Here is a 13,847-nt window from a genome sequence, read left to right on the forward strand (position 1 = left end):
GTGAGAAATTGGAGCGGCACACGAGGCTCGAACTCGTGACCTCGACCTTGGCAAGGTCGCGCTCTACCAACTGAGCTAGTGCCGCATTCTAGGTTCTAGGTTCTATCAATATTAAACCTGTTCTTTTAACCTAAGCCCAAACACACTAACCCCGCGGGGGTTATCGTCTTGAGCGGGGCAGGATTCTACAATAATTAGGGGGCTTTGCAAGTATTTTTTATAAATTAAAAAACTTTTCTCGGTAAACCTTTAATTCCATAATCGAATCTTTAATGTCGTCTAACGCTAAATGCGACCCTTTTTTATTCACTTGAGCCAACACATCTGGTTTCCAACGACGAGCAAGTTCTTTAATGGTACTGACATCTAAATTACGGTAATGGAAGAAGTCTTCAAGCTCGCGCATATACTTATTCATAAAGCGGCGGTCTTGGCCTATCGAGTTACCACACATAGGTGAAGCACCCGCTGGCACCCATTGCTTTATAAACGCGAGAGTTTGTTCCACGGCATAAGCTTCATCAAACGTGCTTGCCTTACAGCGTGCCGTTAATCCAGATTTGCCATGCTGAGTTGTACACCACTCATCCATGCCATCCAGTAGTTCATCACTTTGATGAATGGCAATCGTTGGCCCTTCGGCTAATATATTCAGATCAGCGTCAGTGACAACAGTTGCAATTTCAAGTATTTTGTCAGTCTCTGGTTCAAGTCCGGTCATTTCCAGATCGAGCCAAATTAAATTTGATTTATTAATAGTCATAATTACCTTAAACGGTGCTTTTCTTTAGATCCAACGCATTTCGATATATCATATTAGCATCAACCGTCGAGCTAAAGCTTTTTTTGGCAAACTCGGCATTTAACTCAGGTTATAGGCCTCAAGTGGCAAAACAGAAAAAATTAAGTAAAGGCCAATCCCGTAGGATCAAGGCCAATCATCAAAAGCGTTTATCGAATGCCGATAAAAAACCGGCAAAAGTCGGCGCGCAAGAGTGGCAAACAGATAATTTAGGTCAAGTGGAAAATGCGATTGTTATTAGCCGCTTTGGGCAACATGCCGACGTAGAAACCCAAAATGGCGATGTTCTTCGCTGTAATATTCGCCGTACCGTATCAAATTTAGTATGTGGCGATGAGGTATTATTTCGTCGTGCAAAAGTAAGTGAAGGCGATTTAGCAGGTGTTATTGAAGCAACTCAAGAACGTCGTTCACAGTTAACGCGCCCTGATTTTTACGACGGTGTAAAAGTTATTGCCGCGAATATAGACCAAATTTTAATGGTATCAGCAGTACTGCCTGAGTTTACGCCAAGCATTATCGACCGCTATTTAATTGCCTGCGAAGACATGGGCATTGAGCCGATTTTAGTACTTAATAAAATTGATTTAATTGATGAAACTGGTTTAAACGAAATACAACAAATACTCGATATTTACCGTAAACTTAATTACCAGGTGCTGCTAGTTAGTAATATAACCGGCGAAGGCATTAATGAATTAAAAGAAGTACTTGTAGGCAAAAACAATATTTTTGTTGGCCAAAGTGGTGTGGGTAAATCTACCTTAGTAAACACTGTGCTGCCGGATGCTGAAATTTTGACTAAAGAAGTGTCTGAAAACAGCGGTCTAGGCCAGCACACCACCACAGTATCGCGTCTGCATCATTTACCAAGTGGCGGTAATTTAATTGATTCACCGGGTATTCGTGAGTTTGGTTTATGGCATTTAGATGTTGAACGAGTCACTTGGTGTTTTAAAGAATTTAGAGAGTTTATAGGTGGATGCCGTTTTAGAGACTGTAAACACTTAAACGATCCAGGCTGTATAATTCAGCAAGCAGTCGCTGATGGCGATATCTCAAAGTTACGTTTTGAAAGCTATCACCGTATTTTAGAAACCATGGCCGATGGCCGTGCCGGCGCGCGTGCGCCTCGCGTATAATTAGGGAAAAACCTGTGAGTTTAGATAAATTTAAAATCGCCATGCAATATGCTATGCCAAAGCACTTTATTTCTCGTGTAGTAGGTAAACTTGCAGCTGCAAAAGCGGGCGCATTAACAACAACATTAATTAAATTATTCATTAAACAATACAAAATAAATATGAGTGAGGCTAAATATTCTGACCCTGCTCACTATAAAACTTTTAATGAATTTTTTACCCGTCCGTTAAAAGACGGTGCTCGTCCTATGGTTGAAGATGACGATATTATTATTCACCCTGTTGACGGCGCAATCAGCCAGCTTGGCGATATTGTTGACGGCCAACTAATCCAAGCTAAAGGCCATGATTACAGCTTACAAGCGTTGTTAGGTGGCTCAGAAGACGACACAACACCGTTTTTAGGTGGTAAATTTGCAACTATTTACTTGGCACCAAAAGATTACCACCGTATTCACATGCCAATTGATGGCACGCTAAGCAAAATGATTTATGTACCGGGCGATTTATTTTCGGTAAATCCTCTTACCGCACAAAACGTACCGAACTTATTTGCCCGTAACGAGCGTGTAGTAGCAATTTTTGAAACTGAAATTGGCCCGCTTGCTATGGTCCTTGTAGGCGCAACCATTGTTGCTAGCATAGAAACTATTTGGGCTGGCACAGTCACTCCACCAGCTGGCAGCGATGTGTTTAGCTGGAACTACCCAACTAAAGGCGAAAACGCGATCACCCTTAAGAAAGGGGAAGAAATGGGCCGCTTTAAATTAGGCTCAACAGTTGTGCTTGCATGGGGTGCAGATAAAGCCGATATTTTTGATGACCAACGCCCTGAAACGGTAACTCGTTTAGGCACTGCGTTTGCAAAAATTGATGATTAATAAATAGTACCAGTTGTCAGATCGAAATTAAAAAGCACCGCGTTTATTGTATTGAACGCGGTGTTTTTTTGTAGACGAAGAGCTTGCTCAGGTTAAAAGCGAAGCTGTTCTTTACTCACACTTGCGCACTCTCTACACGCTAAATTTTTAGCCATCTTAAAATGCTGTTGCTTTAAGCTTAATGCGTCAAAGGTTATAAACACACTCCCACCACAATGACCTAACAACATATTAAGAGTTAGCTGTGCCTGCATAGAGCCAATTACACCAAGTAAGGGACTAATAACGCCCGCATTGTCGCAATTAACAACAGGGTTAGCATCATTTTGTGGAAATACGCAGCCATAGCAAGGGCTATCTGTTTGCCTAAAGTCAAAGCCCATTAATTGCCCTTGGGTTGCTAGCGCTGCTGCAGAAATTAGTGGTGTTTTGCTGTTTACGCAAAAACGATTGACGGTGTAACGAGTCGCAAAGTTATCAGAGCAATCAAGTACGATATCGGCGTTACTGAATAGTGCATCACTGTTAGCATCGCTCAACTTTTGCGAGTGAGTCACTATGTTTATTTGATTGTTAAGGCTCGCAAGCACCTTCCCTGCTGCATTTACTTTTTGCTGCCCTAAGTGATTCACTTTATACAGTATTTGCCGCTGTAAATTAGAGAGTTCAACGGTATCGTCATCAATTAATATTAGTGTGCCGATACCAGCAGCTGCTAAATAAAGTAGCGCAGGACTTCCTAGTCCACCTGCACCTACCACAGCAACGGTTGCCGCTTTAAGTGTTAACTGCCCCTCAAGCCCCACCTCTTTTAATAATAAGTGGCGGCTATAACGTAGAGTTTCTTTGTCGCTGAGCTGCTGCGTTTGCATGTTAGCAGGCATTCTCATTTATCACCGATTTTAAGGTATTGATTGCCTCTACATAATCATCAGCCTCGGTAATAGCACGTACCACGGCTACACTGCCCACGCCAGTTTTAGCAACCTCTTGCGCCCTATTTAAATCAATTCCACCAATAGCCACAGTAGGATAACTTTGCATTAATGGCACAAATCGAGTTAGCTTTTCAAGCCCTTGAATTTGCCCTGCCATGTCTTTGGTGGTGGTAGGGTAAATCGCGCCAAAGGCCATGTAGCTTGGGCGGTAATTATGCGCCCGAAGCATTTCATAAAAGCCATGGGTAGAAAGCCCAAGTCGCAGGCCTGCTTCTTTTATAGCCGCTAAATTTGCGCTCTCTAAGTCTTCTTGTCCTAAATGCACACCATAGGCGCCATGTTTAATTGCCAGCTGCCAGTAATCGTTAATAAACACATGTGCACTGTATTGCTGACCCAAAGCGACCGCGCTTGCGACTAATTGTTCCAGCTCATCTTCGCTTTTATTTTTAACTCTTAACTGCGCTGTTTTAATACCATTTTGTAAGCATTTTTCTAACCACTCTACACTATCGACTACCGCATAAGCGCCAAGCGCTTTGCTTTCACACGCAGCAAAGTCAGCTGCCATATTAAAATCAAGCGGTACATCAAAATCTAGTTCATCACCCAACCAACTACCCGCTTCAATCACTTGAGGGTAATGCGCTAGGTCAGTCGGAAACGACGTTTGTGCAACCGGCCCTATCCCCTCGCCATAGCGAACTGATTGCTTTAAACCTTGGTTTATATAGGCTTTAGCTAAAATAAACGCATCTTTTAACGGATAGTCCTTTGCAAGGCATGCAGCAATAACAGACGCCATACTACAGCCAGTGCCATGATTGTGCGGAACCTGAATTTTTTCATTACCCAACCAGTACTGTTCACTACCTTGTGAGCAGTAATCAATACAGTAACCACTTGGGTAATCCCAATGCCCACCTTTTATAACCACCGCTTTGGCACCCCATGCCATTAGTTTGCTTGCTGCTTCTTTAATTGCTGCGGGGCCAATTAAATACACACCTGTTAATAACTGTGTTTCATGGGTATTAGGGGTAATTACATCCACCAGCGGTAATAGGCATTCTTTAATCGCGCTTACAGTGTCTTCTTCTGTTAGTAAGTCACCGCTTGAGGCAATAGCCACAGGATCGTACACAATCACCGGCGGGGTTGGCCACTTCGCTTTGTAATGGCTAATATGCTCACTGATCAATTGAATTTGCTGCACGTTAGCTAACATACCAATTTTAATTACTTTGGCTTTCATGTCTTTTTCGAGTGCCAATAACTGCGACTCAATCACATCAGTAGAGACGGCATTAATCGCCTCAACACCTAAACTGTTTTGTGCTGTTAGTGCGGTAATCGCAGTACAACCGTGCACACCAAAGCTTTGCATTGCTTTAATATCAGCTTGAATACCTGCGCCACCGCCGGAGTCTGAGCCCGCAATCGTCCATACTACATTGTTCATAATGACCTACTTCCTAATTTTTTACGTTTGATGCCAAAATGGCATACCCATCGTGGGGGTTGATGGGGCCGCAACGTCTTTTTCTGGCATTGCTCTGGCGTTATAAGCAAAGCGCCCTGCTTCAACCGCTGCTTTAAATGCACGTCCCATGGTAATAGGGCAACCCGCGCCCGCTATGGCTGAATTTAATAATACCGCATCATACCCTAATTCTAAGGCTTGGCAGGCATGCGATGGTAAACCTAACCCAGCATCTACAATTAATGTGCTGTTAGGTAAACGCTCCCGTATCGCCTTTAAGTTATAACTATTTAATAATCCCTTACCGGTACCAATTGGCGCGCCCCATGGCATTAGCACCTCGCAGCCTAATTCATCTAAACGTTGGCAAAGCACTAAGTCATCGGTGCAGTAAGGCAGTACTTTAAACCCATCTTTAATTAAAATCTCAGTGGCTTCAAGCAGAGCAAAAGGATCTGGCTGTAAGTTATAGTCATCGCCAATTAATTCCAGCTTAATCCAATCGGTAGCAAATACTTCTCGACACATTTTAGCTAAATTAATGGCCTCTTTAACACTGTGGCATCCTGCTGTGTTAGGTAAAACTTTGAGCCCTGTATTCTTTATAAGTTGCCAAAAATCATCTCCTGCAGCTGCGCTTTGCTGGCGACGTAAAGACACAGTAACAATATCCGCTCCTGAAGCATTAATTGCTTTAGTCATCGTCGCGGGAGATGGGTAAAGCGCAGAGCCAATCAGTAATCTACTTGAAAATTGCTCGCCATAAATAGTGATATTATCGGGAGGTAACATAATGGTTACCCTCCTTGAATCGGAGATAACACATCAATGCAATCACCATCATTAAGTGTGTAGTTAGCATGTTGCTCTTGAGGTATAAACTGGCCATTAATGGCTACTGCAAACGGTGCTTTAGCACCATACTCAATTAAACACTGTTTTAGTTCGCTACTTGTTAGGGTGAGCGCTTTACCATTAATTATTATATCCATCATTCCTCACTCTATTCTGGCAACAGCATCAGCAACTAAACTCGGCGCGAGCATGTAGCCATGGCGGTATAATCCATTAATACTAATTACCTGCCCCAGTTGTGTAACTTGTGGGCAGTTATCGCTAAACGCAGGGCGAAGCCCGGTTTGAATATTTAACAGTCGAGCCTCGGCAAAACCGCTGTGCACTGTATAAGCGGCTGAAAGTAACTCCAACGTTGAACGCACCGTTGCCGCCCCGTTATCTTGAGACTCAATTTCGGTGGCACCAATCACATATTCATGGTTCGGCTTAGGTGCTATATAAATAGGATAACGCGGATGCATTAACCTCACTGGCCGAGATAAATTAACCTCGGGTGCATAGAGTCTTGCCACTTCCCCGCGCACGCCTCGAAGGGGCTGTTCTTGTTTGGCTCCAAGCCCTCTGCAATCAATAATGTAATCAAACTCTCGATTATTCACTTTGTTATCAAAGATGCTGGCGCGCTGATTAAATACAAACTTTACTTTGCGCTTATTTAGCAACCTAAAGCTGGCTTTGTAAAAGGCTTGGTTATCTATCTGCGCTTCACCGGGCAAAAATAGGCCTTGGCTAAATCGACCAGCCAGTTCAGGTTCTAGTTGCTCAATTTGCTGTGCATTAATTGCTTGAGCACTAAAATTTAGTAACGGCTTGATTCGCTGTGCAAAGCTTTGTAAGTCGCCTTTATCCTGCGGATGAGCAATCACTAGGGTACCTTGCTGTTGAAAAAATACCTCGCTATTTAGTTGTTCTAAAATAGCAGGCCAGCGAGTAATAGAATCCACTCCCATTAAAGCCAATTCACGTTCGCACATAACAGACTCAGCTAGGGGGGCTAGCATCGCTGCTGCCACTTTACCGGCACTGTTCTGAGTATGTTCATCATCGGCTTCAAATACGGTAACACGATGTTGCTTACTTAACTCAAGCGCGGCCAACCGCCCTGCTAAACCAAAGCCCACCACAGCAATGTCATAAAACATAAACACTCCTACATTTAGCTGCGAGCTGCGGGTCTCTGGCTTCGAGCAACAAGGTGCTAAGATAAACATTTCGCTACTCGATGCTCACAACCCGCAACCTATTTTATATTGCTTTATGGTAAATCTCTGAGCCTGTTTGCTTAAACTCTTCAGATTTGGCTTTCATCTCGGCCTCAACATCAACCATTTTGATTTCAATGGCATCACCCACGTTATTAGGATCAATACCGCGCGCTTCTAGATCTTTGGCGTAGTCGCGTACTTCTTGGGTTATTTTCATGGAACAAAATTTAGGGCCGCACATAGAACAAAAATGCGCCACTTTGCCTGATTCTTGCGGCAGTGTTTCATCATGATATTCACGGGCGCGAACAGGGTCTAAACCAATATTAAACTGGTCATGCCATCTAAATTCAAAGCGCGCTTTTGATAGCGCGTTATCTCGCTCTTGTGCACCAGGGTGACCTTTCGCTAAATCGGCGGCATGAGCGGCAATTTTGTAGGTAATAAGGCCTTCTTTAACGTCTTCTTTATTTGGCAAACCTAAATGCTCTTTGGGTGTTACGTAACACAACATGGCACAGCCATACCAAGCAATCTGCGCTGCACCAATACCCGAGGTAATATGATCATACCCAGGGGCAATATCTGTTGTCAGTGGGCCTAAGGTATAAAATGGCGCTTCATCGCAATGTTTAAGTTGCTCATCCATATTGGCTTTGATCATATGCATAGGCACATGTCCAGGGCCTTCTATGAACACTTGTACATCGTGCTTCCAAGCTATTTTTGTCAGTTCCCCTAAGGTACGAAGCTCACTAAATTGCGCTTCATCGTTCGCATCAGCAATAGAGCCCGGACGTAAACCGTCCCCTAGTGAAAAACACACATCGTATTGTTTTAAAATTTCACAAATATCTTCAAAGTGAGTGTATAAGAAGTTTTCTTTGTGGTGCGCTAAACACCATTTAGCCATAATTGAGCCACCACGTGACACAATACCGGTTACGCGTTTTGCTGTCATTGGTACATAACGTAGCAGCACACCAGCATGAATGGTAAAGTAATCAACGCCTTGTTCTGCTTGTTCAATCAGAGTGTCGCGAAATATTTCCCAGGTTAGGTCTTCTGCTACGCCATTTACTTTTTCAAGTGCTTGGTAAATTGGAACAGTACCGATAGGTACTGGCGAATTACGCACCAGCCATTCACGGGTTTCGTGAATGTAACGTCCTGTTGATAAATCCATTACGGTGTCGGCACCCCAGCGGGTTGACCACACCATTTTTTCTACTTCTTCTTCGATAGATGAACCCACTGATGAATTACCAATATTGGCGTTAACTTTAACTAAAAAGTTACGACCAACAATCATAGGCTCGGTTTCTGGGTGATTAATATTGTTAGGTAAAATAGCGCGTCCGCGAGCAATTTCATCACGCACAAATTCAGGAGTAATAAACTCAGGGATACTCGCGCCAAACGACTCCCCTTTATGCTGCGCAGCTAGTAACTCTTCACGTATTTGCGCGCGCCCCATGTTTTCACGTATCGCTACATATTCCATTTCTGGGGTGACTATCCCTTGGCGGGCATAATGCATTTGGGTGACATTTTTACCTGCTTTTGCACGGCGAATTTTTGGTAAATGTTCAAAGCGAATATGATCTAGCCCATCATCAGCCATACGCTGCTGTGCAAACTGTGAGGTTACTGACTCGAGTACTTCGGTATCATTACGGCTCTCAATCCATTGTTCACGGTATTTATTAAGTCCCTTGCGCACATCCAATTTAAATTCAGGATCGGTATACGGGCCTGATGTATCGTAAACACGCAGTGGTGCATTTGACTCATACACTGGGTTTTGTTCATCACCACCAATAAAAGTATCGCTCAATGTGATTTCACGCATACCCACACGTACATTTTCTTGCGTGCCTTCAACATACACTTTATGAGAACTTGGGAATGGTTGCCCTGTAAGGTTATAAATATAATCTGATGCGGCCGCACGAGTTTCGCGACGGGTGGCTTTATTTGTTGTATTTGACATGACTTACCTCATTGCTAAAGGGTTGTCTTGTCAGATATTCCGCTGAGGAATAGAGAAAGATCGTAAAGTAGCTTTATGCGACTTTGCGGCCTAAGACGGATGTTGCTTTTTTTGTGCGCATAAAAAAAGACGCACAAGCGTCCTAGTTAGGCAGCTTGTTCCCTACGCAGGTATTAACCTGATCAGGTTCACGGATCCCGCTTTCGCGATCTCAGCCTAAATAAAACTTAGGCACTCCGACAAGTATTTGAATTGTTCGTTGATTTGATAATCTTTTGATCAAATCTGCGACGAGTGTACGCCAGTTGAAAATTCCCTGCAAGGGGCTGTTTTTCAAAACTCAAAAATTATTTTGGGATAAACACAAATTTTTGTTCAGCTTGCATCACCAATGTTTGATCTTGCATGTTAAGCACTGCACCTTGCTGCAGAGCTTGTAAAAACTGTTGTTCAAACTCATCCAGTTCAGGGCCACATGATTTACGTGTCATACCTAATTTGCTTACGCTCAGGCTACTGTCTTCAAGTGAGCCTTCACCAAAAAACTTATTACATCCGGCAAAGCCGTTTATTTGTAGCGCTTCTATAAAACTCATTGATGCTTTAAAGGACGCGGGAATAGCCAAATCATCAACCTTTGATAATTGCCATTGTGTATATTTTAGCTGCTCAGTGGTAACTGTCCCTGTTGATGCGCAACCAACACATAAACCGATTACGAGCATCGGTATTGCTGCTAATTTCATGTTACTACTAACTTATTGTCTAATTAATGTAATAGTATCAATATTTGTCAGGTTTATCCGTTAAAAATGCATATTTTAAATGTAAATTTTTGTTTAAAAGTTACGCTATTTAGCACTATGCAACGGCTTGGAATAAGTTATCTATCTGTGGTGGTAAAAATGGACGACCTTTCTCATTAACCGATGTACCAATAACTAAGGCATTGAGCATCACTTTTTCATCTAGTTTGCGCACTACCGTTTGTTTAAATGCAAACTTAAGACGACTAATACGCACAGGCTCTATCGCCACATAAAACTCATCCCCTGGCAGTAGGGAATGTTTGTAATCCATTTCACTGCGTATCACTACTAAGTTAATTTTATCTTTCGCAAGTTGTGCAAAATCAACGCCGTGTGCGTATAAAAATTCGTGGCGAGCGTGCTCAAGATAATTAAAATAAACACTGTTATTCACAATACCTTGTAAGTCACATTCGTAGTCGCGTACCTTAAAGTCTACTTTAAAGGTCATATTAGTAATCCCAATTATTTAACGTATAATTGCCGCGTTTATAGCACAAGTGTTGAAATAATTGCTACCATACAAGTCCCTAAAATGGAGTTAAGTAACCTAATGAACTTACGTTTGTCTTTAATTACAGCCACGTTATTACCCCTGCTCGCAGCACCTATATATGCTAACGCAGATGACACCGAACTAGAGAAAATCATTGTTACCGGTGACTTTCAGCAAGAAAGCATTCAAACATTAAGCGCCAGTGCCAGCTTATTTTCTGAAAATGAAATGAATCAACGTGGTGCAACGTATTTAGACGAAATGTTAGCCAGTGCAGCCAATGTAAACTTTGCTGCTGGTGCGTCTCGCGGTCGTTATATTCAAATTCGCGGTGTCGGTTTACGCTCGCAGTTTGTTGACCCGATAAACCCATCTGTGGGCTTAGTAATTGACGGTATTAATTATTCAGGCTTAGGTGGTAGTTCATTATTGTTTGATATTGACCAAGTAGAAATTTACCGTGGTCCTCAAGGTACGCGTTTTGGTGCAGATGGCATGGCGGGCATGATCCAAATGCAATCAGCTAATGCAACCAGCGATCCTAGCTTAAAATTACATTTAGGTGCTGGCACTTATAACAGCCACGAAGCAGGCCTTGCTGCTAGTACAGGCTTAACAGATGACACCAGTGCCCGCGTTAGCTACTTTCGCAGAAAGTCTGACGGCTACGTAGACAACCTTTATTTAGATAAACCCACTCAAGATCAAGATGAGCAAGTTGCACGCTTTAAATTAAACAGCCAACTCACAGCTCATTTAAATTCAGAACTTAACCTGCATTATATTGATATTAATAACGGCTACGATGCATTTACTCTTGATAATTCTCGCAACAGCCTTGCTGATCAACCAGGCGAAGATAATCAACAAAGTTATGCTATTGGCCTGAATAATACTTACACTGGTTTTGATGCCTTTGATGTCAACTTAAACCTTTCAGCCATTGATACAGAACTTTTTTATAGCTTTGATGAAGACTGGGTGTGTAACGATACTAATAAGCCGCAATTATGTGCCGCCGGTTTACATCCTGATGGTTATAGTTCAACAGATATTTATAGCCGCGATCGTGATGATCAAGCGCTCGATCTGCAATTTACTGGTAAAGCAGGTAACTGGGTTGCGGGTATTTACTATCAAAACCGTGATGTGGATTTAGAGCGTCAATATACGTGGTTAGCCAACCCGTTTGCTTCAACCTATGAAACTAATAACATTGCAGCTTATGGCCAATTAGCCACAGCAATTGGCCCAAAAACTACGCTTATTACTGGTTTACGAGTTGAGCAATATCAAGGAGATTACACCGATAGTAACGGTTTTATTGAAGAAACTGACGATATTATGCTCGGTGGTAAAATTGCACTTGAATACCAAGTTATTGACCGTACCATGATTTACACCAGTATCACCCGCGGTTACAAAGCTGGTGGTATTAATTCAGAAGCGCTAGCAAAAGCAAAAGATGAAGGTTTAAGCTTAGATGCTGATTTTTTCAAACAGCATACCAGCTTTGATCCAGAATACTTGTGGAGTGGTGAGTTTGGCGTTAAAGGTTCATCGCTAGATGACAAGTTTACCCTGCGCTTAGCGGCATTTTATATGCACCGCGATAATATTCAATTAAAGTCGTGGCAAGTATCAGATCAACAATTTACCGGTTATGTCGCCAATGCCAGCTCTGGCAGCAACTACGGTCTTGAAATTGAAGGCAGCTACTTACTTACTGATAATTTACTCATTAGCGGTAGCGCTGGCTATTTAGATACGAAAATAAACGACTTTGTCACTAAATCGGGCTTAAACCAAGATGGCCGCGAGCAAGCACAAGCGCCTAAATATCAATACGCATTTAGTGCACGCTACAATGTTACTGATGAGCTATATGCAATGTTAGGCGTTGAAGGCAAAGACGATTATTACTTCTCAGACAGCCATAATGCACAAGCTCCAAATACAAACTTAGTAAATGCGAGCCTTGGTTACGAAGCAGAAAACTGGGCTGTTCGTGCATGGGCACGTAATGTGTTTGATGAAACCGTTCCAACTCGCGGTTTTGAATTTGGTAACAACCCGTTAGATGGTTATACAAGTCAAACTTACATTCAACTAGGTGAGCCACGTGTGGCCGGCGTTACGTTTACGCTTAATCTGTAATACAGCGAACCAGTTGTCAGTTCGAGAATAGAAAACACCGCGTTTAATGCAAACGCGGTGTTTTTTATCTGATAGCTGACCGCTAAAAGCAATTAGCTGCTTTAAGCTCTGGCCACATCAAACGCAATCACTTCTTTTATTTTTTGTTTATTGGTTGCTAGCATCACGAGTCTATCAACCCCTAATGCAACCCCCGCACATTGCTCTAAACCATGTTCCAATGCCGCAATTAAACGCGTATCCATAGGAACTTGCTTTAAGCCGTTAGCAGCACGATAGGCGTTGTCTTCGTTAAACCTTTTTGCTTGTTCTTTAGCATTAGTGAGCTCATTAAAGCCGTTAGCCAGCTCCATATTTTTATAATACAACTCAAAGCGCCCTGCTACTCGCTCATCGTGTTTACAAATTTGTGCCAGTGCCGCTTGTGATGCCGGAAAGTGATACACAAAACATGGCTTATCTTGTCCTATTGTTGGCTCTACTTTCATACAAAATAATAATTGCAGCAAGGTATCTTTATGAGTCTCGTTTTTAGCAATATCAGCAAAGCCATGTTCGCATGCGAGTTGTTGTAACTGCGTGATAGATACAGTTAATGGATCGACTCCTAACGCGCGTTCAAATGCCTGTTGGTAGGTAACGCGCTCTGCAGGAGCAACCTCAAGAATGAGCTGCATTAGCTCATCTATTTCGTCCATTAAAGCAAATTCGTCAAACCCAGGCCGATACCATTCAAGCATAGTAAATTCAGGATTATGATGACTGCCCGCTTCTTCATTTCGAAATGCCTTACAAAGCTGAAAAATAGCGCCTGAGCCGGCCGCTAACAAGCGTTTCATCGCAAACTCTGGAGATGTTTGCAAAAACAGGGGTAGCCCACCAGCATGGCCTGGGCCCACAAATGTAGTATTAAAGCTGGCTAAATGCACATCGGTTACACTGGCAGCACTTAAACTCGGTGTTTCGACTTCCATTATATTACGCTCATAGAAGAATTCACGAATGCTGCGCATAATCGCTGCGCGTTGCTTAAGTATTTCTATGCTGGCACTCGGCGCCCAAAGATCTGCTGACATATTTTCT

General features: G+C 42.7%; 13 protein-coding genes, 1 tRNA gene and 1 riboswitch. Of the genes, 3 read left to right on the top strand and 11 right to left on the bottom strand.

The features are described 5' to 3' along the window. Nucleotides 1-9 precede the first annotated feature (9 nt). Together AN392_RS06420 and orn are read right to left on the bottom strand one after the other, a co-directional pair. Nucleotides 10-85: transfer RNA gene (locus tag AN392_RS06420), tRNA-Gly, on the bottom strand. Nucleotides 86-217: 132 nt separating this feature from the next. Beyond that, complete coding sequence (gene orn, locus AN392_RS06425) at nt 218-763, bottom strand: oligoribonuclease (protein WP_055012230.1); 546 nt, start codon at nt 761-763, stop codon at nt 218-220. 122 nt (nt 764-885) lie between these two features. On the opposite strand from orn, the gene rsgA reads away from it, so the two are divergent. Together rsgA and asd are read left to right on the top strand one after the other, a co-directional pair. Continuing rightward, the gene (gene rsgA, locus AN392_RS06430) at nt 886-1,944 is read left to right on the top strand and encodes a small ribosomal subunit biogenesis GTPase RsgA (protein ID WP_055012291.1); all 1,059 of its coding nucleotides are present in this window, start codon (nt 886-888) and stop codon (nt 1,942-1,944) included. A 14-nt stretch (nt 1,945-1,958) separates the two neighbouring features. Beyond that, nucleotides 1,959-2,825, top strand: coding sequence for an archaetidylserine decarboxylase (gene asd, locus AN392_RS06435; RefSeq protein WP_008115486.1), 867 nt, complete (start codon nt 1,959-1,961; stop codon nt 2,823-2,825). A gap of 92 nt (nt 2,826-2,917) precedes the next feature. Here the strand turns inward: asd and AN392_RS06440 are convergent, their stop codons facing one another. The 8 genes from AN392_RS06440 to AN392_RS06475 all read right to left on the bottom strand — a co-directional run bounded on the left by AN392_RS06440 (nt 2,918) and on the right by AN392_RS06475 (nt 10,562). Then, nucleotides 2,918-3,715 carry a HesA/MoeB/ThiF family protein gene (locus AN392_RS06440; RefSeq protein WP_055012231.1) on the bottom strand — a complete coding sequence of 266 codons (798 nt, stop codon included), beginning with the start codon at nt 3,713-3,715 and terminating at the stop codon, nt 2,918-2,920. Beyond that, nucleotides 3,699-5,225: a thiamine phosphate synthase gene (gene thiE, locus AN392_RS06445; protein ID WP_055012232.1), complete on the bottom strand. Its 1,527-nt coding sequence runs from the start codon at nt 5,223-5,225 to the stop codon at nt 3,699-3,701. The genes AN392_RS06440 and thiE overlap by 17 nt, the downstream gene beginning before the upstream one ends. A gap of 21 nt (nt 5,226-5,246) precedes the next feature. After that, on the bottom strand, nt 5,247-6,038 hold the full coding sequence (locus AN392_RS06450; RefSeq protein WP_055012233.1) for a thiazole synthase: 792 nt from the start codon (nt 6,036-6,038) through the stop codon (nt 5,247-5,249). 5 nt (nt 6,039-6,043) lie between these two features. Continuing rightward, nucleotides 6,044-6,238: a sulfur carrier protein ThiS gene (gene thiS / locus AN392_RS06455; protein ID WP_055012234.1), complete on the bottom strand. Its 195-nt coding sequence runs from the start codon at nt 6,236-6,238 to the stop codon at nt 6,044-6,046. A 6-nt stretch (nt 6,239-6,244) separates the two neighbouring features. After that, entirely contained in the window at nt 6,245-7,246 is a 1,002-nt protein-coding gene (locus AN392_RS06460) for an FAD-dependent oxidoreductase (RefSeq protein WP_055012235.1), read from the bottom strand. 103 nt (nt 7,247-7,349) lie between these two features. Further along, nucleotides 7,350-9,302 carry a phosphomethylpyrimidine synthase ThiC gene (thiC, locus tag AN392_RS06465; protein WP_055012236.1) on the bottom strand — a complete coding sequence of 651 codons (1,953 nt, stop codon included), beginning with the start codon at nt 9,300-9,302 and terminating at the stop codon, nt 7,350-7,352. A gap of 142 nt (nt 9,303-9,444) precedes the next feature. Beyond that, nucleotides 9,445-9,551, bottom strand: a riboswitch (TPP riboswitch). Between the two features lie 98 nt (nt 9,552-9,649). Then, the gene (locus tag AN392_RS06470; RefSeq protein ID WP_010390523.1) at nt 9,650-10,048 is read right to left on the bottom strand and encodes an META domain-containing protein; all 399 of its coding nucleotides are present in this window, start codon (nt 10,046-10,048) and stop codon (nt 9,650-9,652) included. Between the two features lie 115 nt (nt 10,049-10,163). Beyond that, nucleotides 10,164-10,562, bottom strand: coding sequence for a thioesterase family protein (locus tag AN392_RS06475; protein WP_008115476.1), 399 nt, complete (start codon nt 10,560-10,562; stop codon nt 10,164-10,166). Nucleotides 10,563-10,664: 102 nt separating this feature from the next. Here AN392_RS06475 and AN392_RS06480 point away from each other — a divergent pair, with 102 nt between their 5' ends. Then, nucleotides 10,665-12,764: a TonB-dependent receptor gene (locus AN392_RS06480; protein ID WP_013463954.1), complete on the top strand. Its 2,100-nt coding sequence runs from the start codon at nt 10,665-10,667 to the stop codon at nt 12,762-12,764. Nucleotides 12,765-12,865: 101 nt separating this feature from the next. On the opposite strand, the gene epmA is transcribed toward AN392_RS06480, so the two are convergent. Then, nucleotides 12,866-13,840, bottom strand: a complete 975-nt coding sequence (gene epmA, locus AN392_RS06485) for an elongation factor P--(R)-beta-lysine ligase (RefSeq protein ID WP_055012237.1) — start codon at nt 13,838-13,840, stop codon at nt 12,866-12,868. Between the last annotated feature and the right edge of the window lie 7 nt (nt 13,841-13,847).

It is taken from the genome of Pseudoalteromonas sp. P1-16-1b (assembly GCF_001401785.1).
GTDB classification, from domain to species: Bacteria; Pseudomonadota; Gammaproteobacteria; order Enterobacterales; family Alteromonadaceae; genus Pseudoalteromonas; species Pseudoalteromonas undina.